22 protein-coding genes are annotated in these 21,386 nt (G+C 68.9%); 6 read left to right on the top strand and 16 right to left on the bottom strand.

The annotated features are described in order from the left end of the window. Nucleotides 1-170 precede the first annotated feature (170 nt). The 5 genes from ACUDP5_RS23575 to ACUDP5_RS23555 form a co-directional block, all read right to left on the bottom strand. Nucleotides 171-875: an SDR family oxidoreductase gene (locus ACUDP5_RS23575; protein ID WP_263911239.1), complete on the bottom strand. Its 705-nt coding sequence runs from the start codon at nucleotides 873-875 to the stop codon at nucleotides 171-173. An 89-nt stretch (nucleotides 876-964) separates the two neighbouring features. Then, on the bottom strand, nucleotides 965-1,417 hold the full coding sequence (gene azu, locus ACUDP5_RS23570; protein WP_445657329.1) for an azurin: 453 nt from the start codon (nucleotides 1,415-1,417) through the stop codon (nucleotides 965-967). A 209-nt stretch (nucleotides 1,418-1,626) separates the two neighbouring features. After that, nucleotides 1,627-2,940 (bottom strand): PQQ-dependent sugar dehydrogenase, encoded by a 1,314-nt coding sequence (locus ACUDP5_RS23565; RefSeq protein ID WP_445657328.1) that lies wholly within the window; start codon nucleotides 2,938-2,940, stop codon nucleotides 1,627-1,629. Between the two features lie 56 nt (nucleotides 2,941-2,996). Continuing rightward, on the bottom strand, nucleotides 2,997-4,325 hold the full coding sequence (locus tag ACUDP5_RS23560; RefSeq protein WP_445657327.1) for a ferredoxin reductase family protein: 1,329 nt from the start codon (nucleotides 4,323-4,325) through the stop codon (nucleotides 2,997-2,999). Nucleotides 4,326-4,379: 54 nt separating this feature from the next. Beyond that, nucleotides 4,380-4,718 (bottom strand): PepSY domain-containing protein, encoded by a 339-nt coding sequence (locus tag ACUDP5_RS23555; protein ID WP_445657326.1) that lies wholly within the window; start codon nucleotides 4,716-4,718, stop codon nucleotides 4,380-4,382. Between the two features lie 198 nt (nucleotides 4,719-4,916). On the opposite strand from ACUDP5_RS23555, the gene ACUDP5_RS23550 reads away from it, so the two are divergent. From ACUDP5_RS23550 to ACUDP5_RS23540, 3 genes are read left to right on the top strand one after another with little or no spacing between them, the layout of a single operon-like run. After that, nucleotides 4,917-5,264, top strand: a complete 348-nt coding sequence (locus ACUDP5_RS23550) for a PepSY domain-containing protein (RefSeq protein ID WP_025137275.1) — start codon at nucleotides 4,917-4,919, stop codon at nucleotides 5,262-5,264. Continuing rightward, the gene (locus ACUDP5_RS23545; protein WP_263911247.1) at nucleotides 5,264-5,926 is read left to right on the top strand and encodes a response regulator transcription factor; all 663 of its coding nucleotides are present in this window, start codon (nucleotides 5,264-5,266) and stop codon (nucleotides 5,924-5,926) included. Before ACUDP5_RS23550 ends, ACUDP5_RS23545 begins: the two co-directional genes overlap by 1 nt. Beyond that, on the top strand, nucleotides 5,923-7,305 hold the full coding sequence (locus ACUDP5_RS23540; protein WP_263911248.1) for a sensor histidine kinase: 1,383 nt from the start codon (nucleotides 5,923-5,925) through the stop codon (nucleotides 7,303-7,305). Before ACUDP5_RS23545 ends, ACUDP5_RS23540 begins: the two co-directional genes overlap by 4 nt. 39 nt (nucleotides 7,306-7,344) lie before the next feature. On the opposite strand, the gene ACUDP5_RS23535 is transcribed toward ACUDP5_RS23540, so the two are convergent. The 4 genes from ACUDP5_RS23535 to ACUDP5_RS23520 all read right to left on the bottom strand — a co-directional run bounded on the left by ACUDP5_RS23535 (nucleotide 7,345) and on the right by ACUDP5_RS23520 (nucleotide 10,136). Further along, complete coding sequence (locus ACUDP5_RS23535; RefSeq protein WP_445657325.1) at nucleotides 7,345-7,773, bottom strand: universal stress protein; 429 nt, start codon at nucleotides 7,771-7,773, stop codon at nucleotides 7,345-7,347. 11 nt (nucleotides 7,774-7,784) lie between these two features. Continuing rightward, nucleotides 7,785-8,210 carry a universal stress protein gene (locus ACUDP5_RS23530; RefSeq protein WP_445657324.1) on the bottom strand — a complete coding sequence of 142 codons (426 nt, stop codon included), beginning with the start codon at nucleotides 8,208-8,210 and terminating at the stop codon, nucleotides 7,785-7,787. Between the two features lie 157 nt (nucleotides 8,211-8,367). Then, complete coding sequence (murI, locus tag ACUDP5_RS23525) at nucleotides 8,368-9,171, bottom strand: glutamate racemase (protein ID WP_263911252.1); 804 nt, start codon at nucleotides 9,169-9,171, stop codon at nucleotides 8,368-8,370. A gap of 44 nt (nucleotides 9,172-9,215) precedes the next feature. Beyond that, nucleotides 9,216-10,136 (bottom strand): LysR family transcriptional regulator, encoded by a 921-nt coding sequence (locus ACUDP5_RS23520; RefSeq protein ID WP_263911253.1) that lies wholly within the window; start codon nucleotides 10,134-10,136, stop codon nucleotides 9,216-9,218. An 87-nt stretch (nucleotides 10,137-10,223) separates the two neighbouring features. On the opposite strand from ACUDP5_RS23520, the gene ACUDP5_RS23515 reads away from it, so the two are divergent. From ACUDP5_RS23515 to ACUDP5_RS23505, 3 genes are read left to right on the top strand one after another with little or no spacing between them, the layout of a single operon-like run. Beyond that, the gene (locus ACUDP5_RS23515) at nucleotides 10,224-10,799 is read left to right on the top strand and encodes a chromate transporter (RefSeq protein WP_025137280.1); all 576 of its coding nucleotides are present in this window, start codon (nucleotides 10,224-10,226) and stop codon (nucleotides 10,797-10,799) included. Further along, on the top strand, nucleotides 10,796-11,320 hold the full coding sequence (locus ACUDP5_RS23510; RefSeq protein WP_175194041.1) for a chromate transporter: 525 nt from the start codon (nucleotides 10,796-10,798) through the stop codon (nucleotides 11,318-11,320). Before ACUDP5_RS23515 ends, ACUDP5_RS23510 begins: the two co-directional genes overlap by 4 nt. Before the next feature lie 32 nt (nucleotides 11,321-11,352). Continuing rightward, nucleotides 11,353-12,042: a DUF1345 domain-containing protein gene (locus tag ACUDP5_RS23505; protein WP_263911257.1), complete on the top strand. Its 690-nt coding sequence runs from the start codon at nucleotides 11,353-11,355 to the stop codon at nucleotides 12,040-12,042. 59 nt (nucleotides 12,043-12,101) lie between these two features. Here the strand turns inward: ACUDP5_RS23505 and ACUDP5_RS23500 are convergent, their stop codons facing one another. The 7 genes from ACUDP5_RS23500 to ACUDP5_RS23470 all read right to left on the bottom strand — a co-directional run bounded on the left by ACUDP5_RS23500 (nucleotide 12,102) and on the right by ACUDP5_RS23470 (nucleotide 21,332). Then, nucleotides 12,102-13,244 (bottom strand): methyltransferase, encoded by a 1,143-nt coding sequence (locus ACUDP5_RS23500; protein WP_445657323.1) that lies wholly within the window; start codon nucleotides 13,242-13,244, stop codon nucleotides 12,102-12,104. Between the two features lie 158 nt (nucleotides 13,245-13,402). Then, complete coding sequence (locus ACUDP5_RS23495) at nucleotides 13,403-15,070, bottom strand: OFA family MFS transporter (RefSeq protein ID WP_445657322.1); 1,668 nt, start codon at nucleotides 15,068-15,070, stop codon at nucleotides 13,403-13,405. Nucleotides 15,071-15,187: 117 nt separating this feature from the next. Continuing rightward, complete coding sequence (locus ACUDP5_RS23490) at nucleotides 15,188-15,445, bottom strand: formate dehydrogenase subunit delta (protein ID WP_263911263.1); 258 nt, start codon at nucleotides 15,443-15,445, stop codon at nucleotides 15,188-15,190. Nucleotides 15,446-15,463: 18 nt separating this feature from the next. Continuing rightward, nucleotides 15,464-16,294 (bottom strand): formate dehydrogenase accessory sulfurtransferase FdhD, encoded by an 831-nt coding sequence (gene fdhD / locus ACUDP5_RS23485; RefSeq protein ID WP_445657321.1) that lies wholly within the window; start codon nucleotides 16,292-16,294, stop codon nucleotides 15,464-15,466. A gap of 22 nt (nucleotides 16,295-16,316) precedes the next feature. Beyond that, nucleotides 16,317-19,193, bottom strand: coding sequence for a formate dehydrogenase subunit alpha (fdhF, locus tag ACUDP5_RS23480; protein ID WP_445657320.1), 2,877 nt, complete (start codon nucleotides 19,191-19,193; stop codon nucleotides 16,317-16,319). Nucleotides 19,194-19,206: 13 nt separating this feature from the next. Continuing rightward, entirely contained in the window at nucleotides 19,207-20,778 is a 1,572-nt protein-coding gene (locus tag ACUDP5_RS23475; RefSeq protein ID WP_445657319.1) for a formate dehydrogenase beta subunit, read from the bottom strand. Then, entirely contained in the window at nucleotides 20,775-21,332 is a 558-nt protein-coding gene (locus tag ACUDP5_RS23470; RefSeq protein ID WP_445657318.1) for a formate dehydrogenase subunit gamma, read from the bottom strand. Before ACUDP5_RS23470 ends, ACUDP5_RS23475 begins: the two co-directional genes overlap by 4 nt. Nucleotides 21,333-21,386 lie beyond the last annotated feature (54 nt).

The raw sequence follows: 21,386 nt of genomic DNA, 5'->3' as shown, positions 1-21,386 counted from the left end.
GAGCACCTACGGTAACGAAGCGCCGGGGGCGCTTCAATACCACCATACGGACGAGGGGATTAATGCGTTTGCACGAGGCCCGCGCGCGTGTCGGCCGCGGCATCGGCACGGGCCGGGGTGCCGGCCCGGCGGACCTTGAACGGACCTGCCGGGTCGGGATGCCGGCCGGATCAGACCGAGCGGGTGATGCCGCCGTCGATGCGGATGTTCTGCCCGGTGATGTACGACGAGGCGTCGGACGCCAGGAAGGCGATCAGGTCGGCCACTTCCTCGGCGGTGCCGTAGCGGCCCATCGGGATGCGCACGCGGCGGTCTTCTTTCTCGGGCAGGCTGTCGATGAAGCCCGGCAGCACGTTGTTCATGCGCACGTTGTGCTCGGCGTATTCGTCCGAGAACACCTTGGTGAACGCGGCCAGGCCGGCGCGGAAGACGCCCGACGTCGGGAACAGGGCTTCGGGCTCGAAAGTGGCGTAGGTGGAAATGTTGACGATGGCGCCGGCCTTCTGGTTTTTCATGATGGGGGCCACCAGGCGGGAAATGCGCACCACGTTCAGCAGGTAGTACTCCATGCCCAGGTGCCAGTCGTCGTCGCTGATTTCAAGCAGCGGGCCCTTGGGGCCATGGCCGGCGCTGTTGACCACGGCGTCGACGCGGCCCCATTTCTGCACGGTGGTGTCGACCAGGCGGGCCAGGTCGTCGGGCGACCGGTTCGAACCGGTCACGCCCAGGCCGCCCAGCTCGGCCGCCAGGGCCTCGCCCTTGCCGGACGAAGACAGGATGGCCACGCGGTAGCCGTCGGCCGCCAGTTTGCGTGCCGCCGCCGCGCCCATGCCGCTGCCGCCGGCGGTGATGATTGCCACTTTATCCGTGCTCATGTGTTCGTCTCCAAGGGGTCCGGGAAACGGCCATTGTAGGGGTGGGCACGGCGGCCTTGCGGACAATCCCGCAAGGCCGGCAGGGGCGATCAGTCGACCAGTTTCAGCACGCCCTTCATCAGCGCGAAGTGGCCGGGGAACGAGCAGAAATAGGCATAGTCCTGGCCGGCGGCCAGCTTGCTGACGTCGAACGTGACCGAGTCCGTTTCGCCGCCGCCGATGACCTTGGTGTGGGCTATGACGCGGGCGTCGTCTTTCTTGACGTAGTTGTTGTCCAGGCCGGCGGCCATGCCGTCGTTCACGGCGCCTTGCATGTCGGCCTGCTTGGTCAGCACCCAGTTGTGGCCCATGGCGGTCTTGGGCAGCTTGCCGGGGTGGGTGAGCTTGACGGTGAATTCCTTGCAGCGCTTGCTGACCGTGATTTCCTTCTTGTCGAACTGCATCTGGTCGGTGCCGGCGATTTCGACCGAGCAGTCGGCGGCCAGCGCGGGGGCCGAAACCAGGGCCAGGACGGCCGCGGCGCACAGATTCTTCAACAGCATGTTTGATGCCTCCAGGTGGCGAGGGGAGAAACGCAGGCCCGCCGGACGAAGCCGGCCGGGCGTTGCGACCATTGTCACGCCACTCTACGCCATATCGCTGCCGGTGACCTACGCCGGGTTTGACGCAACGCAAGCAAGCCTCAGCGAATTGCCGTGAATCGGTCTGAAAGTTGCGGCAGCGCGGGGCCGACCTGCCGCAACCCCCGCGGCTAGGGCCGCGCGCTGATCCGCCAGATGACGTTGCCCACGTCGTCGGCCACCAGCAGCCCGCCCTGGCGATCCACCGCGACGCCCACCGGCCGTCCCTGGGCCTGGCCGGCGGCATCCAGAAAGCCCGTCAACACGTCCTGCGCCGCGCCGTCCGGGCGGTTGTCGGTGAAGGGCACGTAGATGACCTTGTAGCCGCTGCGCGGATCGCGGTTCCAGGAGCCGTGCTGGCCCACGAACATCCCATGCGTGAACGGGGCCAGCCTGGCGTCGCCCGACCACGCCAGGCCCAGCGATGCGGTGTGCGGCCCCAGCGCGTAGTCGGGCACGATGGCCTTGGCCACCAGGTCCGGGCGCGGCGGCTTGACCCGGGTGTCGACGTGCTGGCCGAAGTAGCTGTACGGCCAGCCATAGAAGCCGCCGTCCTGGACCGAGGTCCTGTAGTCGGGTACCAGGTCGCTGCCCAGTTCGTCGCGTTCGTTCACCGCCGTCCAGAGCGTCTTGCCGTCGGGCGCCCAGGCCATGCCCACCGGGTTGCGCAGGCCGCTCGCGTACAGGCGCCTGGCGCCGCTGGCCACGTCGATTTCCCAGATGGCGGCGCGGCCTTCTTCGATCTCCATGCCGTTCTCGGCCACATTGCTGTTCGACCCCACCGACACATACAGCTTCTTGCCGTCGGGGCTGGCGATCAGGTTCTTGGTCCAGTGGTGGTTGATGCCGGCCGGCAGGTCGGTCACCTTGACGCCGGGCGCGGTGATGCGCGTCTGGCCCGGCTGGTAGGGGAATCGCACCACGGCGTCGGCATTGGCCACATACAGCTGGTCGCCCACCAGCGCCATGCCGAACGGCGAGTTCAGGCCGTCGAGCAACACGCTGCGGCGTTGCGCCGTGCCGTCCGGCGCCATGCCCCGCAGCAGCGTGATGCGATTGGCGCTGGCCGTGCGCGCGCCGGCGCGCTTCATGACGAGGCCGGCGGCCCAGTCCTTGAATCCGCCGGAGGCCTCTTCGGGCTTGGGCGGCGCGTTGGTCTCGGCCACCAGCACGTCGCCGTTGGGCAGCACGTAGAGCCAGCGCGGGTGGTCAAGATCGCGGGCGTAGGCCGTCACGGCCAGGCCGCTGGCCGGCGTGGGGTGCGCGCCATCGGCCCAGCCGACCGCCTTGGCGGTATTGACAGTGGGAATCAGGGTGGTGTTGGGGGCGGGCAGCGCAGGGTGCGGCCCCATGCCCGCCTCGACCGGCAGCTTGGCGACTTCGCCGCAGGCGGCGAGCGTGCTGACGGCCGCCAGGGCCGCTGGCAACAGGGTTCGAATGCGCATGATGCGGCTCCAGGTGCGGCGCGATCACCGCGACGCCCCATCATACGACGCACGCCCTAGCGCATGTCGAAGGCTTCCTGGTGCCAGCGCACGCCACCGCGGCCCAGGCGCCGCAAGCCATCGCGCAGCGCGGCAGACAGGCCCGCCGGGCCGCAGAACCAGACGTCGGTGGCGCGGCCATCGGCCACTGCGCCTTGCGCCAGGTCGTCCGCGGTCAGGCGGTGGCCGGCGTCGTGGACCAGCAAGGTGACGTTGCCCAGCGTCGCGCAGCGCTGCTTCAGCGTATCCACAAAGGGATCCGTGGCGGCATCGCGCACGCAGTAGTGCAGCCAGACGGGCGCGCTGTCCGCGCCGGCGGCCTGCCGGTCTTCCAGCCAGGCCAGGAACGGCGTGATGCCGATGCCGCCGGCCACCCACACTTGCGGCTGGGCGTCGGCTGAGCCGGGGCGCTCGAAGCGGCCGTACGGGCCTTCCACGGCCACCGTCTGTCCGGCCGCCAGCGTGTCGGCCAGGCGGCCCGTGTAATCGCCCAGCGCCTTGATCTGGAAGGTCACCCGGCCGGGGGCGTCGCCAGGTGCGCTGGCGATGGTGAACGGGTGCGCGCCTTCGCTGCGGTCGAACGTGACGAAGGCGAACTGCCCCGCCCGATGGCCGGGCCATTGCCGGCCGAGTTCACAGGTGACCTCGACAATGCCGCCCGGGCGTCGCGTTACCGCGGCGATCCGGCCCGCGACGCGGCGCCCGCGGCCGACGCGGCCGGCCAGGGACCACAGCGCGGCCACGGCGCCGCCCGCAAGCAAGGGGATCAGCAGCAACCCCGTCGGCCCTGTCCAGTAATACGCGGGGGCCAGTGCCAGGGTGTGCAGGGCCAGCGCCAGGTACGCGACGGGCATGGCCCGATGGGCGATGCGCCAGGCGTGGTACGGAAAGCGGCGCCACAGCGTGATGGCCAGCATGATGAGCAGCGCGTAGATCGTCCATTCGCCCAGGTCCTTGGCCAATCCGCGCGAGCCTTCCAGCACGGCCAGCACCGCATCGCGTGCGGGCCGGCCGTCAGGGCCCGGAAGCGCCTTGAGCGGCGTACTGGACAGCTTGGCCAGCCAGTGCGCCGCGCTGGCGCCCACGGCAAGGATGCCGGCCCATTTATGCAGCCGATAGACCTTGTCCATTCCGCCCAGGGGGCCTTCCAGCCACGCCGGCCGCAGCGCCAGCAGCATGATCAGCGACATCAGTCCGATGGCCCAGACGCCGGTGAGGTACAGGGTCTGCTGGCGCAGCAGCCAGGGCCACGCGGCCGCCGACGGCGGCTGCAGCAGGAAGGTGTCGACGGCCCAGGCGCCGGTCAGCGCCAGCAGGAAGCCGCCAAGCGCGGCGCGGGTGTTCATGAGAGGCTCCAGCGTGTCATGCCGGGCCCGGCGGCGCCGGGCCCCATGTCCCTGTCAGTCCTTGATGCGGCTGCGCAGCACGGCGCCGGTCTGCGCATCCACGCGCAGCTTCACGCGCTGACCCTGCGGGTCGTCGGCCTTGACGTCGTAGCCGCGGTGATGCTCCAGCTCGATCTCGGTGATGTTGCGGTAGCCGGCGGCCGTCAGCGTGTCGTAGATCTGGCGCACAGTCAGGATCTGCGCGGGGGCTGCCTGGGTGGCGACCGGGGCGGCAGGCGCTGCGGCCGGTTGCGGGGCGGCCTGGGCGAAGGCCCCGGCGCTGGCCAGGGTGGCGGCGCCCACGGCGAAGGCGGCCAGGGTGTGGCGGATCGAAGGCTTGAAAGTTGTCGTCATGGTGGTAGCTCCTTGTCTGTTGGGATATGGCCAAAAGGCCGGCCATGCATGCATTATTCGGGTGGGCCCATGAACCGTTTCTGAAGCGCTCGTTCACCTGCCGTTCATCCACGGTTCGCTATAACCGAGGCGTCGTACCGATCTGTTTTTCCCGGGCGTCCCGCGTTATCCTGGACGCCATTCATCCTGGAAGCCCCCATGACCGCAGGCAAGCGCATCGCACTCTGGCTGTCCGGCGGCGCGCTGGCCGCGGCGCTGGCCATCGGCCCCGGCCCCGGACGCGCCGACGAAAGCGACCACGAACAGGCCCGCCAGGCCTTGCAGGCCGGCAAGGTGCTGCCGCTGCGCGCGGTGCTGGATATCGTCGAGCGCGACTACCCCGGCCAGGTCATGAAGGTCGAATTCGAAGAAGACGACGGCATCTACCTGTACGAGATCCGGCTGCTGCAACCCGGCGGCAACCTGGTCAAGCTGAAGATCGACGCACGCGACGGCTCCGTGCTGGGCATCAAGGGCCGCGACATCCAGTTCCGGAACAAACACTGATGCGCATCCTCGTGGTCGAAGACGAACCCACCCTGGCCACGCAGTTGGCCGAGGCCCTGCGCCAGGCCGGCTACACCGTCGACACCGCGGCCGACGGCGGCACTGCCCACTACATGGGCGAGGTCGAGACCTACGACGTGGTGGTGCTGGACCTGGGCCTGCCCGTGACGGACGGGCTGACGGTGCTCAAGCAATGGCGCGCCGCGGGGCTCGGCATGCCGGTGCTGATCCTGACCGCGCGCGCCAATTGGCACGAGAAGGTCGCCGGCATCGACGCCGGCGCCGACGACTACCTGACCAAGCCCTTTCACATGGAAGAACTGCTGGCCCGCGTGCGCGCGCTGCTGCGCCGCCACAGCGGCCACGCCAGTGCGCAGTGGCGCTGCGGCCCGCTGATGCTCGACACGCGCCAGGCCAAGGTCACGGTGAACGGCCAGGCGCTCAACCTGACCAGCCACGAATTCAAGGTGCTGGCGGTGCTGATGCAACGCGCCGGCGAAGTGATTTCACGCAGCGAACTCACCGAACACATCTACGCCCAGGACCACGACCGCGATTCCAACACCATCGAGGTCTTCATCGGCCGGCTGCGCAAGAAGCTGCCGCCAGACACCATCGAAACCGTGCGCGGCCTGGGTTACCGGCTGGCAGCCGGCGCATGACGGGGCCGCGCGCGCCCGGCTCGTTGCGCTGGCGGCTGCTGGCCGGCACGCTGGCCTGGATCGCGCTGACCATCGTGCTGGCCGGTTGGGGCCTGGGCAGCCTGTTTCGCCAGCACATCACCGAGCAATTGCGCGCCGAACTGGCGCTGCACCTGAACCAGCTGACCGCCGCGGTCAGCGTCGCCCCCGACGGGCGGCCCATCGTGGCCCCGCCGCTGAGCGACCCGCGGCTGGAGCAGCCGCTGTCGGGCCTGTACTGGCAGATCGATCGGCTCGATGAACAAGGCCGCCTGGCGGCCGCGGGCGTGGCGCGTTCGCGCTCGCTGTGGGACCAGGTGCTGGCCTTGCCCGCGACCGACAGCGCCGACGGCGCCTACGACATCACCGGGCCCGAAGGCCATGGCCTGACCGCGCTGACGCGCACGCTCAAACCGGAAGACGCCGACGCCGCCACGCTACGCCTCATCGTTGCCGCCGACCGCCAGGTGCTGGCCGAGCCGATCGAACGCTTCAACCACATGCTGCTGCTGTCGCTGGGCGCGCTGGCGATCGGGCTGATCGCGGCCGCGGTGGTGCAGGTGGCCGTGGGGCTGCGGCCGCTGGGGCGGCTGCGCCGCCAGCTGGCCGCGCAGCAGGGGGGCAACAGCGTGCGCATCGACGGCCGTTTTCCCAGCGAGATCCAGCCGCTGGTCGACGACTTCAACCGCGTGCTCGCCGTCAACGCCGACATCGTGCAGCGGGCCCGCACGCAGGCCGGCAACCTGGCTCACGCCGTGAAAACGCCATTGACGATCCTGGCCAATGCCGCGGCGCGCGAAGACAGTCCGTTCGCCCGCCTGGCGCGCGAGCAGGTGGCCTTGGCGCAGCGCCAGATCGACTACCACCTGGCCCGCGCCAGGGCCGCCGCCGCGTCGGGCACCGAAGGCGGGCGCACGCCGCTGCGCCCGGCGGTCGAGGCGTTGCTGCGGGTCATGCGCCGGCTGTACGCCGCGCGTGAACTGGCGCTGGACATGACGGATTTTGCCGACGGCCTGGTCTTTCGCGGCGAAGAGCAGGACCTGCAGGAAATGGTGGGCAACCTGCTGGACAACGCCTGCAAATGGGCGGCGGGGCGGGTGCGGATCAGCGCAAGCGCCGCGCCGCCAGACCGCCTGCGGATCCAGATCGACGATGACGGCCCCGGCATCGCCGAAGGCGAACGCGAACGTGTCTTCGAGCGCGGCGTGCGCATGGACGAACAGCGCCCCGGCTCGGGGCTGGGGCTGGACATCGTGCGCGATCTGGCCAGCACGTATGGCGGCGAGGTGCGCGCCGAACAGGCGCCGCTGGGCGGCCTGCGCGTGACGCTGACGTTGCCGGCGCTGGCCTTGTCCGCGTAGGGCTTGGCCGGCGGACAAGGCCAGCGCCGCCGCAGCGGCCTATTTCACCAGCGTCACCGGCACGTCGGCCAATTGCACCACCTGGTTGGCAACCGACCCGATGAGCAGGCCCGCAAAGGCGCCGCGTCCGCGCGTGCCCATGACGATGCGTTCGCACTGGTGCTGCTGCGCGTAGGCGTTGATCTCCACCGCCGGATTGCCGAATTCGACATGGCTGGTGTAGTCGGTGCCGGTCACGTCGAGCAGCTTGCGCGCCTCGTCGGCCGCTTCCTGGCCTTCGCGCACGTAGTATTCGTCGATCATGTCCTGCGTGACCAGGCGCGACAGGCCGGCGCGGCTTTGGGGCGGGGTCTGGATATTGAGCAGATGGATGCGCGCGTCCTTCGCGCCTTGGGCCAGCTGGCGCGCGTGCAGCACGGCGCGGTTGGCGTCGTCGGAACCATCGACCGGGACCAGGATGTTCAGCATGGCGGGCTCCTTTACTTGACCAGGGTGACGGGCAACGTCGTCAGGTGCAGCACACGGGTGGCGACAGACCCCATGAACAGCGCTGCAACGGAACCGAGCCCGCGCGTGCCCATGGTGATTTCATCGGCGTCGATCTCGTCGGCCACGCGCACGATGGTTTCGGCGGGGGCGCCGATCTCGACGCGCGTGCCGTATGGCACGCCTTCGGCGGCCAGCAGCGCGCTGGCCTCGCGCAGCGCGGCCTGGCCTTCTTCCTCGTGGTAGGCGTCGATGTCGGCCTGCGACAGGCCGCGGCCGATCTTGCCGGACTGCAACGGAATCTGCACGGTCAGGAGTTCGACGTGCTCGACGGGGTCGTATCGGCGGGCGTGCAACATCGCCCGCACGGCGTGTACGGCGTGCGTTGATCCGTCCACGGGAATGAGGATGCGTTTCATCGGCGTCTCCTTGGTAGATAGGTCTACTTTAAGGAAAAATTCAGCCACGCGGCGTGCGCCGGATCAAATGGCACCGGGGTTTACCGTCCGCGCCCGCCGCCGCGTCTGTTGCCAAGGCCGGTCGCCGACCGGCATCGCCCAGGCCCGTGGCCAGCGCCTAGCGCCATTGCGCAGGCGTCTGCGTCGCCTCGGCCGGCAAGCCCAGCAGCAGCGCGCCCAGTCGGGCCAGCGCCGCCGGGTCGCCGGTGGTTTCCAGCGCCAGCGTGCCCGCGCCGTCGGTCTTCAAGCCCCCGCGTTCCTGCAACTGGTGACGCAGCCGGCGCGCCACGGGGCCGCCGGTCTCCAGCAGGGGCACGGCAGGGCCCGCGACGGCGGCGATCGCCTCGCTCAGGAATGGAAAGTGGGTGCAGCCCAGCACCAGCGCGTCGGCGCCCTGGTCCAGCAGTTCCTGCACCGGGCCGGCCACGGCGCGCGCGGCGGCGGGTCCGGCAATCTCGCCTTGCTCGACCCGCAGCACCCATTCGGGGCAGGGACGCAGGAGAATGCGGATCTCGGGCGCCTCGCGCTGCACCAGCGCGGCGAACTTGGCGCTGGCCAGCGTGCCGGTGGTGGCGAACACGCCGATCACGCCGCTGCGCGTCAGGTGGGCGGCGGGTTTGATCGCCGGTTCCACGCCGATGATGATCAGCTCAGGATGGCGGGCGCGCAGCAGGGCGATGGCGGCGGTGGTGGCCGTATTGCACGCCACCACCATGGCCTTGGCATGGCGCGAGACGTAGTAGTCGGCGATGGCCAACGCCCGCTGCTGCACGTATTCCGGGGTCTTTTCGCCATACGGCACGTGGGCCGAGTCCGCCACGTACAGCAGGTCTTCGTGGGGCAGAGCATCGCGGATGGCGCGCAAGACGCTCAGTCCGCCGACGCCGGAGTCGTACACGCCGATGGGATGGGAGGCAGGCATTTCGATCGGGCAAAAACAAGGGTGCCGGCAAGTGTAGCGCCGCGTCAGGCCTCGGGCGCTTCGCGGTGCGCCCGCACCTCTTCGATGAGCCGGCGGATGGCGCCCGACAGGGGCGCATCGCGCCAGATCAGCGTCAGCGGGGCGCGCAGTTCCACCGGCCCCGTGACGTTCACGTACACCACGCCCTCGATGTTGACCCGCCGCAGCGAGGCCGGCACCAAGGACACGCCCAGGCCGGCGGCCACCAGGCTCAGGGTGGACAGCATGCGCGGCGCTTCCTGCGCCACGCGCGGGCTGAAACCGGCCGCCGCGCAGGCCGTGATGATGGCGTCGTACAGGCCCGGACCGCTGTGGCGCCGGTACAGGATCAGCGATTCCTCGGCCAGCTCGGACAGCGCGATGCGCTTGCGGGCGCGGCCCTTGACCATGGGATGGTCCGCCGGAAAGGCGGCCAGCATGCTTTCTTCCAGCACGGTTTCGAACGCGACGCCACGCTCGACCCCGTGCGAGCCGCGAATGAAGGCCACGTCCACGCGGCCGTCGCGCACGTCTTCCATCAGTTCGCCGGTGCTGCTTTCTTCCAGCACCAGCCGCACCTGCGGCGCGCTTTCGCGAAAGCGCCGGATCACCGACGGCACGAAGGGATGAAAGGCCGCCGACCCGGTAAAGCCGACGGTCAGGCGTCCGGCTTCGCCCAGCGACACGCGCCGAACGCCGTCCACTGCCTGGTCCACCAGCGCCAGGATGCTGCGCGCATCCGCCAGCAGCGCGCGGCCGCTCTCGGTCAGTTCCATGCCGCGCGGCAGGCGGTGGAACAGCGTCACGCCCAGCTCCTGTTCCAGCACGCGGATCTGCTGGCTCAGCGGCGGCTGACGGATGCCCAGGCGGGCGGCTGCACGGGTCAGGTGGCCTTCCTCGGCCACCGCCAGGAAGTAACGCAAAAGCCGCAGGTCGACGGATGCCATATGAAACCGATATGAATGTTTAGCCAGGCATATATTAGACATTATCTGGGGGCGGGAGTAGGCTGCGGTCTATTCACCCAGAAGATCATGAACGCAGCATCGACTCCCCCTGACGCCGCCCTGCGGCCCCCGCCCACCTGTGGGCAACTGTTCTACGGCTTTCTCATGCTGGGCCTGACGGCCTTTGGCGGCGCGCTGCCCCTGGCGCGCCGCATGGTGGTGGAAAAGCACCGCTGGCTGAGCGGCGCCGAATTCACCGACCTGCTGGGCCTGTGCCAGTTCCTGCCGGGCGGCAACATCATCAACCTGTCGGTCGCCCTGGGCATGAAGTTTCGCGGTCCGCGTGGCGCGTTCGCCGCGCTGATGGGCTTGATCCTGGCACCCTCGGCCATCGTGGTGCTGCTGGGCATGGTCTACGACCGCTTCCAGAACGATCCGCACATCCAGCACCTGTTCGCCGGCCTGGCCGCCGCCGCGGCGGGCCTGTTGATCTCCATGGCCGTCAAGATCGGCACGCCGGTGCTCAAGCGGCGCGACTGGCTGGCCGGCCTGGTGGCCACGGCCTGCTTCATCGCCATCGCGGTGCTGCGCATCCCGCTGCTGCCCACCATGGCGGTGCTGACGCCGCTGAGCATCCTGCTGGTCTGGAGGCAACGTCGATGATCCAGACCCTGATCGCCCTGGCCATCATCTTTTCCCAGCTGTCCGTGCTGGCGTTCGGCGGGGGCAACACCATCCTGCCGGAAATGCAGCGCCAGGTCGTGGAAGTGCATGGCTGGATGACGGCCGCCGACTTCTCGGCCCTGTTCGCCCTGGGCCAGGCCGCGCCCGGCCCCAACCTGATGGTCGTCACCCTGGTGGGCTGGCACGTGGCCGGCTGGATGGGCATGCTGGTGACCACCATTGCCAAGTTCGGGCCGTCGTCCATCATCACGGTCATCGCCCTGGGCCTGTGGGAACGCTTCAAGGACCGGCCCTGGCGCGGCGTGATCCAGGCCGGCATCTTCCCCATGACGGTGGGGCTGGTCGCCGCCAGCGCCGCGCTCATCACCGAGGCCTCGGTGCATTCCTGGCTGCTGGGCGCCATCACCGCGGTGGTGGCGGTGCTGGGCAGCGCCACGCGCATTCATCCGCTGTGGCTGCTGTTCGGCGGTGCGCTGGTGGGATTGCTGGCTATCGGTTAGCGTTGAGGCTCTTGCCACGCCAGGAGCCCGCCATGTCGCTGCCGGTCAAAGACCCGGAAACCGAATCGCCGCCCGCCCGTGTCGCGCGCCTGCCCTTTGTCCACGCGCACCGGCGCCTGGTGCTGTGCGGCCTGCTGTTCGTGGCGGTGGCCACGGGCCTGTACCTGACCGGCATGTCGCCCAGCCGCGCCTGCCTGCTGGGGTTCGACCTGGCCGCGCTGGTGTTCCTGCTGTTCACCGTGTCCGCCTTCGGCAGCGCCACCCCGGCGTCCATGCGGGTGCGGGCCCAGCAGGTCGACGTCGGCCGCACCGGCGTGCTCTGGAGCAGCGTGGCGCTGTCGTGCCTGGTGATGCTGGCGCTGTGGGTCGAATTGCGGGCCAGCGGCGGCACCGAAGGGGTGCTCGACCTGATCGCCGCGGCCGCCAGCATCGTGCTGTCGTGGCTGTACATGAACATGATCTTCGCGCTGCACTATGCGCACGGCTACTACAGCCATCGCAACGCGATGCACAAGGGCCTGGATTTTCCCGGCAAGGAAGACCCGGACTACTGGGATTTCGCCTACTTCTCGCTGGTGCTGGGCATGACCTTCCAGGTCTCCGACGTGCAGATCGTCAGCCGTCGGCTGCGGCGCACGGCGCTGATGCACAGCGTCATCGCATTCTTCTTCAACGTCTTCATCATCGCCATCAGCGTGAACGTGGCGGCCGGGCGCGCATGAAAAAGGCCGGGGAATCCTCCCCGGCCTGCTGGCCGCCATGCGGGTAGCGGCGCGTGCCGTCAGGCCGCGGCCTCGGCTGCCGCCAGCCGCCACAGCGACGTCACTTCCTTCGAACGCGCCGCATACAGCGGATCGTCCCGGTCTTTGGCGCGGGCATGCGTGGGCCGCGTGTCGATACGCTCGACCACCCGCAGGCCGGCCTGCTGGATCATGTCCAGCAATTGCTCGCGGGTGCGCAAACCCAGGTGTTCGGCCAGGTCCGACAGGATCAGCCAGCCTTCGCCGTTGGGCGTCAGGTGCGCCGCCAGGCCATTGAGAAAGCCGCGCAGCATGCGGCTGTCCGGGTCGTACACGGCCTGTTCGACCGGCGAGCTGGGCCGGGCCGGCAGCCACGGTGGATTGCAGACGATCAGCGAGACCCGGCCTTCGGGGAACAGGTCGGCCTGTTCCACGTCGACCTGCCTGGACAGGCCCAGGCGGTCCAGGTTTTCGCGGGCGCAGGCCAGCGCACGCGGGTCCATGTCGGTGGCGATGACTCGCTTGCCGCCGCGGCGCGCCAGCACCGCCGCCAGCACGCCGGTGCCGGTGCCGATATCGAAGGCCACGCTGCCGCGCGGCATCGGGGTATTGGCCACCAGGTCCACGTATTCGCCGCGCAGCGGCGAGAACACGCCGTAGTGCGGGTGGATGCGGTTGTTCAGCGCGGGAATCTCCACGCCCTTCTTGCGCCATTCGAAGGCGCCGATCAGGCCCAGCAGTTCGCGCAGCGACGCCACGTAGGGTTCGTCGGCCGGGCCGTGGGCTTCTTCGCAGGCCTGCCGTGCATCGGGTGCGCGGCGCAGCGAAATGCCGTGGCCGGCGTCGAACGGAATCAACAGCATGCCCAGGATGCGGGCGCGCTGCGACTGGATCTGGCGATGCTGGTTGAAGGCTTCCAGCAGGGTCTCGACCGGCTTGCGCGGGCGCTTGTCCACCCGCCGGGTCATGGCCTGCAGCAAGAGGCGCGCATTCTGGAAGTCGCCGCGCCAGAGCAGGCCCACGCCTTCGCAGGCCTGGCGGTAGGCCATGTCCGCGGTGGTGCGGTCGTCGGCCAGCACCACCCGCTTGGGGGGCGTGGCGCCGGATTCCGAGCGCCAGCGGGCGGTGTGCGTGGTCTGGTCGGGGGCGTCGCCTTCCGTCCAGCTCAGTTCAGGCAGGGTCAACGTGGCGCTCCAGCAATAAGGGGCTTCTTGGGCAGGCAGGTCATGGGGGAGGGGAATCGGGGGGAAAGGAGGAAAAAAGAAAGGGCGCGGCTGCCAATGTAGCAGCTTCGCGCCCTGGGGGCGGGCCGGCGCGCGGGGCGCCGGCCCGGCAAACGGGGTCAGTGGAACAGCACCACGGCCTTCTGCAACGTGATCCAGACGCCCCAGGCCAGCGGAATGCCCACGCAGGCCCAGGCAAACAGCACCAGCGCCAGCGGCGTGCGGAAGGTGGACGTACCGGATCCGTGGGTCTCGGCCGCTGCGGCGCGCTCGTGCGCCAGGGCCTTTTCGCGGGCCAGTTCCTCGTCGGTCATGAAGTACTTGGGGTTCACCGGGCGGATTGCCAGGTTGCACAGGAAGCCCAGCACCAGCATGCCGGCCAGGATGTACATGGTGATGTCGTACACCTGTGCCCGCGGCACGCCGATGGACAGCTGGTATTCGCGGATGTAGTTCACCAGGACCGGGCCGAAGATGCCCGCCGCCGACCAGGCCGTCAGCAGGCGGCCGTGGATGGCGCCCACCATCTGGGTGCCGAACAGGTCCGCCAGGTAGGCGGGCACCGTGGCGAAGCCGCCGCCGTACATCGACAGGATCACGCAGAAGGCGGCCACGAACAGCGCCAGCGCGCCCATGTGCGCCGTCCAGGGAATGGCGGCGTACAGCACGAAGCCCAGCACGAAGAAAATCAGGTAGGTCAGCTTGCGGCCCAGCTTGTCCGACAGGCTGGCCCAGAAGAAGCGGCCGCCGATGTTGAACAGGCTGAGCAGCCCGGTAAAGCCGGCGGCGATGGCGGCAATGGCGGCCAGCTGGCTCTTGTCGAGCTGGCCATAGCCCAATTCAGGCTTGTTGATCAGGCCGCCGCCGAACACTTCCTGCAGCAGGGGCGAGGCCATGCCCAGGATGCCGATGCCGGCGGTCACGTTCAGGCACAGCACCAGCCACACCAGCCAGAACTGCGGCACGCCCCAGACCCGCTTCACGTGGACGTGGCCCTTGGTGATCATGGCGTTGTTGGCCTGCTTGGCGGGCGCCGTCCAGCCCGCGGGCTTCCAGCCGGTGGGCGGCACGCGGTAGCCCATGGCGCCGGACATCATGAAGACGAAATACACCACCGCCATGGTCAGGAAGGTCTGCCAGACGCCTGGCGAGGTCGGCGTGGCGAAGTGGCGCATCAGCAGGTCGGCCAGCGGCGCGCCGATCATGGCGCCGCCGCCAAATCCCATGATGGCCATGCCGGTCGCCATGCCGCGGCGGTCGGGGAACCACTTGATCAGGGTGCTGACCGGCGAGATATAGCCCAGCCCCAGGCCGATGCCGCCGATGACGCCGGACCCCAGCCACAGCATCCACATCTGGTGCAGATAGACGCCGAAGGCCGAAATCACCAGGCCGCCGCACCAGCACACCGCCGACACCACCCCTGCCTTGCGCGGGCCGGCACGTTCGAGCCAGCCGCCCCACAGCGCCGCGGAACAGCCCAGCAGCACGAAGAACAGGGTGTACATCCAGCCCATGGTCGAGATCCGCCAGTCGCAGCTGGTGGTGAACAGCTCGGTGGCCAGGCTCATGTCGGCCGGGCAGGCCAGCGGCTGGGCGCCGCCGATCGCCTTGGACAAGGGCAGCCAGAACACCGAGAAGCCATAGGCCATCCCGATGCACAGGTGGATGGCCAGGGCGGCCGGGGGCACCAGCCAGCGGGAAAAGCCCGGTCCGGCGATGGTGCGTTCTTTGTCCAGGAAGCCGGGCTTGGCGCCAGGCAGGTCCAGTGTTGCAGTGCTTTCCATGAGGTCTCCTCGGGGTGCGGCTTTATAGCGCGCGTCAGACCGGAAAATCCAGTCCCGCGCTTGTTGTGAACCCTTTGCTGCGGTAAAGCGTGCTGCTGCGGCGGCGGCCTGCCCGGTCTACGACACGCGGGCAAGCGGCGTCAGGCGCTGGCGGTTCTGCGTGACCGCTTCCAGCACCAGGGGATGCAACTGGTGTTCGCCGGCATCGCCATCGGGCTGCCGGGCCAGGAAGTCCAGCAGCTCGTTGCGCATGCGGGGCTCCCAGAACTTGTGGATATGGTTGGCCACGCCTTCCACCGCTTCCGGGCGCAGCGGCATGGCTTCGAAGAATTGGCCGATGCGGTTGGCCATGCGGATCAGGTTGCCGATTTCCATGCGTGTGTCGCGTCCGGTCTAGGAGGTGATGCGTTCGGGGTGGGAATACAGGGTGGCGTCATGGCCGCGCAGAAAGCCCAGCAGCGCGATGCCGGCGCGGTCGGCCAGACGGACGGCCAGGCCCGTGGGGGCCGATACCGCCGCCAGCACGCCGACGCCGGCGGCCGCCGTCTTCTGCACCATTTCAAAGCTGGCGCGGCTGGACACCAGCACCATGCCGCCGCGGGCGTCGATGCCCTGGCGCGCCAGCGCCCCCACCAGCTTGTCCAGCGCGTTGTGGCGGCCCACGTCTTCGCGCACCAGCGCGACCGTGCCGTCGGCGCCTGCCCAGCCGGCGGCATGGGTGGCGCCGGTCAGGTCGTGCAGCGTCTGGCGTGCGCGCATGTCGCCCATGGCGCGCAGCACCGCGCCGATGGCCAGCGGCGCGCCCGCCGGCACCGGGTCCACCGGCCGCAGCACTTCCGGCAGCGTTTCCACGCCGCACAGGCCGCAGCCGGTGCGCCCGGCCATGGCGCGGCGGCGCGACTTCAGGCGCACTTCGCAGGCGCTGGAGATTTCCACCTGCACCACGATGCCGTCGCACTGCGGCAGTACGTCGATGCCGCGCACGTCGGCCACGCTATCGACGATGCCTTCGCACAAGGAAAAGCCCACCGCGAAGTCTTCCAGGTCGGCCGGCGTGGCCAGCATGGTGGCGTGGCTGATGCCGTTGAATTCCAGCGCCACCGGCGTTTCCTCGGCCAGGTGATCGGCCTGGGCGCCGGCCACGATGGCGCCGGCCCGCACGCGGGTCACCTGGGCCGTCACGCTGTCGGCGCGGTCGGAGGGGGAAGGGGGGCGTAGATCCATGGCGGTTCCGGGGCGGTCGGGGTTATTTCCCCGTCAGCGCGGCCTCGCTTTCGCGTGACCGTTCACGCAGCAGCTTTTGCTGGATATCCGCGAAACGCGACCATTGCCGCTGCCATTCCGAAGGCTGGGACACCCGCGTCAGCTGCACCGCGGTGACCTTGTATTCGGGGCAGTTGGTGGCCCAGTCGGAGTTGTCGGTCGTGACGACGTTGGCGCCGGACTCGGGGAAGTGGAACGTGGTGTATACCACGCCCGGCTGCACCCGGTCGGTCAGCGTCGCCCGCAGCACGGTCTCGCCGGCGCGGCTTTGCACGCCGACCCAGTCGCCGTCCTGCACGCCCCGGTCTTCCGCGTCCTGCGGGTGGATTTCCAGCACGTCTTCGCTGTGCCACATCACGTTGGGCGTGCGGCGGGTCTGCGCGCCCACGTTGTATTGCGACAGGATGCGGCCGGTGGTCAAGAGCAGCGGGAAGCGGCGCGTGCTGCGCTCGTCGGTGGGCACGTACTTGGTGATCATGAACTTGCCCTTGCCGCGCACGAAGGCGTCGATGTGCATGATGGGCGTGCCTTCCGGTGCGTCATCGTTGCACGGCCACTGCAGGCTGCCCAGCTTGTCCAGTTTTTCGTAGCTGACGCCGCTGAAGGTCGGCGTCAGGCGCGCGATCTCTTCCATGATCTCGCGCGGATGGCGGTAGTTCATGGGGTAGCCCAGCGCGTTGGACAGCGCCACCGTCACTTCCCAGTCCGACTTGCCGTTCTTGGGTTCCATCACCTTGCGCACCCGCGAAATGCGGCGCTCGGCATTGGTGAAGGTGCCGTCCTTTTCCAGGAACGACGAGCCGGGCAGGAACACGTGCGCGTATTTGGCGGTTTCGTTCAGGAACAGGTCCTGCACCACGATGCATTCCATTGCCGCCAGCGCCGCCGCCACGTGCTGCGTGTTGGGGTCGGACTGCACGATGTCTTCGCCCTGGCAGTACAGGCCCTTGAACGAGCCGCCCAGCGCGGCTTCGAACATGTTCGGAATGCGCAGGCCGGGTTCGGGCTGCAAGGTCACGCCCCAATCGGCCTCGAACTGCGCGCGCACCGCATTGTCGGAAATGTGACGGTAGCCGGGCAGTTCGTGCGGGAACGAACCCATGTCGCACGAACCCTGCACGTTGTTCTGCCCGCGCAGCGGATTCACGCCCACGCCCTCGCGGCCGACGTTGCCCGTGGCCATGGCCAGGTTGGCGATCGCCATGACGGTGGTCGAACCCTGGCTGTGCTCGGTCACGCCCAGGCCGTAATAGATCGAGCCGTTGCCGCCGGTGGCGAACAGCCGCGCAGCGCCGCGCACGGCCTGCGCCGGCACGCCGGTGATCTCGGCCATGGCTTCGGGCGAATTCTCGGGCAGCGAGACGAAATCGCGCCACTCATTGAATGCCTTGGTTTCGCAGCGCTCGGCCACGAAGGCCTCGTCGATCAGGCCTTCGGTGGCGATTACGTGGGCCAGCGACGACAGCAGGGCGGTATTGGTGCCGGGGCGCACCTGCAGGTGGAAGTCGGCCTTGATGTGCGGCGAACTTACCAGTTCGATGCGGCGCGGGTCGATCACGATCAGGCGCGCGCCCTGGCGCAGCCGGCGCTTCAGGCGCGAGGCAAACACCGGGTGGCCGCTGGACGGGTTGGCGCCCATCACGATCACCACGTCGGTATGCATGACCGAGTCGAACGTCTGCGTGCCGGCCGATTCGCCCAGCGTCTGCTTCAGGCCGTAGCCGGTGGGCGAATGGCAGACCCGCGCGCAGGTGTCGACGTTGTTGGTGCCGAAGGCGGCGCGCACCAGCTTCTGCACCAGCCAGGTTTCTTCGTTGGTGCAGCGCGACGACGTGATGCCGCCAACGGCGTCGCGACCGAATTCACCCTGGATGCGGCGGAACTCCGACGCGGCGTAGTTGATCGCCTCGTCCCAGGACACCTCCTTCCAGGAATCGGTGATGTGCTTGCGGATCATGGGCTTGAGCACGCGTTCCTTGTGCGTGGCGTAGCCCCAGGCAAAGCGGCCCTTCACGCAGGAATGGCCGCGGTTGGCCTGGCCGTCCTTCCAGGGCACCATGCGCACCACTTCCTGGCCCTTCATCTCGGCCTTGAAACCGCAGCCCACGCCGCAATAGGCACAGGTGGTCACGACCGAGTGTTCAGCCTGGCCCATCATGATGACGGTCTTTTCCTGCAGGGTGGACGTGGGACAGGCCTGCACGCAGGCGCCGCAGGACACGCATTCGCTTTCCAGGAAGGGCTGGTCCTGCCCCGGCGACACGCGCGATTCGAAGCCCTTGCCCGAAATCGTCAGCGCGAAGGTGCCCTGGGTTTCCTCGCAGGCGCGCACGCAGCGGTTGCAGACGATGCACTTGGATGCGTCGTAGGTGAAGTACGGGTTGGACTCGTCCTTCTCGCTCTTCAAGTGGTTGGCGCCGTCGTAGCCGTAGCGCACGTTGCGCAGGCCCACCACGCCGGCCATGTCCTGCAGTTCGCAGTCGCCGTTGGCCGGACAGGTCAGGCAGTCCAGCGGGTGGTCGGATATATACAGTTCCATCACGCCGCGCCGCAGGTCGTGCAGCTTGGGCGTTTCGGTGTAAACCACCATGCCGTTTTCGGCGGGCGTGGTGCACGACGCGGGATAGCCGCGGCGGCCCTCGATCTGCACCAGGCACAGGCGGCAGGAACCGAAGGGTTCCAGGCTGTCGGTGGCGCACAGCTTGGGGATGTTGATGCCGGCCTCGGCGGCCGCGCGCATCAGCGAGGTGCCTTCGGCCACGGTGATTTCCTGGCCATCGATGGTCAGGGTGACGGTCTGCTCGGACACCCGCGCCGGGGTGCCCAGATCGCGGTCGCGCTTGATGACGGTTTCTAGCATGGCGGTCTCGGGGTCAGGCCGGGTGAGCGGCGGGCTGAGGGGTATCGATGCCGAAGTCCTGCGGGAAGTGGTTCAGCGCCGACAGCACGGGGTAGGGCGCCATGCCTCCCAGCGCGCAGAGCGAACCGCCCAGCATCGTGTCGCACAGATCGCGCAGCAGGTGCACCTGCTGCGCGCGGTCGGGGCCGCCGGCCGAGATCTTGTCGATGGTTTCCACGCCGCGGGTCGAGCCGATGCGGCAGGGCGTGCACTTGCCACAGGACTCGATGGCGCAGAATTCCATCGCATAGCGCGCCATGCGCGCCATGTCGACCGTGTCGTCGAACGCCACCAGGCCGCCGTGGCCGATCATGGCCGAGATCTGCACGTAGGCCTCGTAGTCCAGCGGCACGTCCCATTGCGATTGCGGCAGGTAGGCGCCCAAGGGGCCGCCGACCTGCACCGCGCGCAAGGGGCGGCCGGACGCGCTGCCGCCGCCAAAGTCATACAGCAGGTCGCGCAGGCTCAGCCCGAAGGCCTTTTCCACCAGGCCGCCTTGCTTGAGGTTGCCGGCCAGCTGGAACGGCAGCGTGCCGTGCGAGCGGCCCACGCCATAGTCGCGGTAATAGGCCGCGCCCTTGGCCAGGATGATGGGCACCGTGGCCAGCGAAATCACGTTGTTGATGACGGTGGGCTTGCCGAACAGGCCCGAAATCGCCGGCAGCGGCGGCTTGGCGCGCACCACGCCGCGCTTGCCTTCCAGGCTTTCCAGCAATGACGTTTCTTCGCCGCAGATGTAGGCGCCCGCGCCCTTGCGCACTTCCAGGTCGAAGCGGCGGCCGCTGCCGTGCACGTCGTCGCCCAGCCAGCCCACATTGCGGGCCCGCTCGATGGCGGCTTCCAATGTGGCGATGGCATGCGGGTACTCGGACCGCACATAGATGTAGCCGCAGGTCGCGCCTACTGCCAGGCCGGCGATGGTCATGCCCTCGATCAGCACATAGGGGTCGCCTTCCATCAGCAGGCGGTCGGCAAAGGTGCCCGAGTCGCCTTCGTCGGCATTGCAGACGATGTATTTGCGGTCGGCGGGCGAGCCCAGCACCGTCTTCCATTTGATGCCCGTGGGAAACGCGGCGCCGCCGCGGCCGCGCAGGCCCGATGCCACCATCTCGTCGACGATGGCGGCCGGTTCCATGGCCAGCGCGCGTTTCAGGCCCTGCAGCCCGCCGTGCGCGGCATAGTCCTGCAGCGACAGCGGGTCGATCACGCCGACCCGGGCGAACGTCAGCCGCTCCTGCCGCTTCAGGTAGGGAATTTCTTCGGTCAGTCCCAGGCGCAGCGGATGTTCACCGCCCGTCAGCCAGCCGGCCTCGAACAGCGCGGGCACGTCTTCGGGCTGCACCGGGCCATACGCCAGGCGCCCTTCGGGCGTGGCGATTTCCACCAGCGGTTCCAGCCACAACAGGCCGCGCGAACCATTGCGCACCACCTGCACGGCCAGGCCGCGTTCGTCGGCGGCCTGCTCGATGGCCTGGGCCACGGCGTCTGCGTCCATGGCCAGGGCCGCGGCGTCGCGCGGCACGTAGATCGTGATGGGGGCGGTCATTGGCCGGCCTCCCGCGTGCGGCGCAGCAGCCGGTCCAGTTTGTCCGGGGTGACCCGGGCATGCGGCTGGCCGTCGATCATCACCGCCGGTGACTGGGCGCACAGGCCCAGGCAATACACCGGCTCCAGCGTGAAATCGCCGTCATGCGTGCTGGCATGGAAATCGCATCCCAGCGCCTGGCGCGCGTGGGCGGCCAGGTGCTCGCCGCCCATGGCCTGACAGGCCTCGGCGCGGCACACTTGCAGCGAGTGGCGTGCGGCCGGCTCGCTGCGAAAGTGCGGGTAGAAGGTAATGACGCCATGCACTTCGGCGCGGGACAGGTTCAGGGCCTCGGCGATGGTCTGCACCGCCTCGGCCGGGATACAGCCCAATTCGTGCTGCACGGCGTGCAGCACCGGCAGGAGCGGGCCGGGTTGGTCTTGCAGCTGGGCCAGGATGCGAGCCGTGGCGGCGATGGACGGGCTGGCCGATGCCTGGGCGGCATCAAGGGCCAACGGGCCGCCTCGGGCGCCCCCGCTGGACGCCAGATCGGATTTTGCCTCGCGCTGACGCATGGCGGTCTCCTCCAGTTGTGTGCTGGACCCCATTGCAGGGGCTTAGTCATGGTG

It is taken from the genome of Achromobacter sp. NCFB-sbj8-Ac1-l (genome assembly GCF_052695805.1).
Note: the sequence above shows the minus strand (reverse complement) of the source record. Positions and strands in the feature narration are given on the sequence as shown.

Bases quoted from the DNA above. Each gene is read 5' to 3' on its own strand.
- ACUDP5_RS23575 (WP_263911239.1), bottom strand. From the start codon at position 875: ATGAGCACGGATAAAGTGGCAATCATCACCGCCGGCGGCAGCGGCATG.
- azu (WP_445657329.1), bottom strand. From the start codon at position 1,417: ATGCTGTTGAAGAATCTGTGCGCCGCGGCCGTCCTGGCCCTGGTTTCG.
- ACUDP5_RS23565 (WP_445657328.1), bottom strand. From the start codon at position 2,940: ATGCGCATTCGAACCCTGTTGCCAGCGGCCCTGGCGGCCGTCAGCACG.
- ACUDP5_RS23560 (WP_445657327.1), bottom strand. From the start codon at position 4,325: ATGAACACCCGCGCCGCGCTTGGCGGCTTCCTGCTGGCGCTGACCGGC.
- ACUDP5_RS23555 (WP_445657326.1), bottom strand. From the start codon at position 4,718: ATGACGACAACTTTCAAGCCTTCGATCCGCCACACCCTGGCCGCCTTC.
- ACUDP5_RS23550 (WP_025137275.1), top strand. From the start codon at position 4,917: ATGACCGCAGGCAAGCGCATCGCACTCTGGCTGTCCGGCGGCGCGCTG.
- ACUDP5_RS23545 (WP_263911247.1), top strand. From the start codon at position 5,264: ATGCGCATCCTCGTGGTCGAAGACGAACCCACCCTGGCCACGCAGTTG.
- ACUDP5_RS23540 (WP_263911248.1), top strand. From the start codon at position 5,923: ATGACGGGGCCGCGCGCGCCCGGCTCGTTGCGCTGGCGGCTGCTGGCC.
- ACUDP5_RS23535 (WP_445657325.1), bottom strand. From the start codon at position 7,773: ATGCTGAACATCCTGGTCCCGGTCGATGGTTCCGACGACGCCAACCGC.
- ACUDP5_RS23530 (WP_445657324.1), bottom strand. From the start codon at position 8,210: ATGAAACGCATCCTCATTCCCGTGGACGGATCAACGCACGCCGTACAC.
- murI (WP_263911252.1), bottom strand. From the start codon at position 9,171: ATGCCTGCCTCCCATCCCATCGGCGTGTACGACTCCGGCGTCGGCGGA.
- ACUDP5_RS23520 (WP_263911253.1), bottom strand. From the start codon at position 10,136: ATGGCATCCGTCGACCTGCGGCTTTTGCGTTACTTCCTGGCGGTGGCC.
- ACUDP5_RS23515 (WP_025137280.1), top strand. From the start codon at position 10,224: ATGAACGCAGCATCGACTCCCCCTGACGCCGCCCTGCGGCCCCCGCCC.
- ACUDP5_RS23510 (WP_175194041.1), top strand. From the start codon at position 10,796: ATGATCCAGACCCTGATCGCCCTGGCCATCATCTTTTCCCAGCTGTCC.
- ACUDP5_RS23505 (WP_263911257.1), top strand. From the start codon at position 11,353: ATGTCGCTGCCGGTCAAAGACCCGGAAACCGAATCGCCGCCCGCCCGT.
- ACUDP5_RS23495 (WP_445657322.1), bottom strand. From the start codon at position 15,070: ATGGAAAGCACTGCAACACTGGACCTGCCTGGCGCCAAGCCCGGCTTC.
- ACUDP5_RS23490 (WP_263911263.1), bottom strand. From the start codon at position 15,445: ATGGAAATCGGCAACCTGATCCGCATGGCCAACCGCATCGGCCAATTC.
- fdhD (WP_445657321.1), bottom strand. From the start codon at position 16,294: ATGGATCTACGCCCCCCTTCCCCCTCCGACCGCGCCGACAGCGTGACG.
- fdhF (WP_445657320.1), bottom strand. From the start codon at position 19,193: ATGCTAGAAACCGTCATCAAGCGCGACCGCGATCTGGGCACCCCGGCG.
- ACUDP5_RS23475 (WP_445657319.1), bottom strand. From the start codon at position 20,778: ATGACCGCCCCCATCACGATCTACGTGCCGCGCGACGCCGCGGCCCTG.
- ACUDP5_RS23470 (WP_445657318.1), bottom strand. From the start codon at position 21,332: ATGCGTCAGCGCGAGGCAAAATCCGATCTGGCGTCCAGCGGGGGCGCC.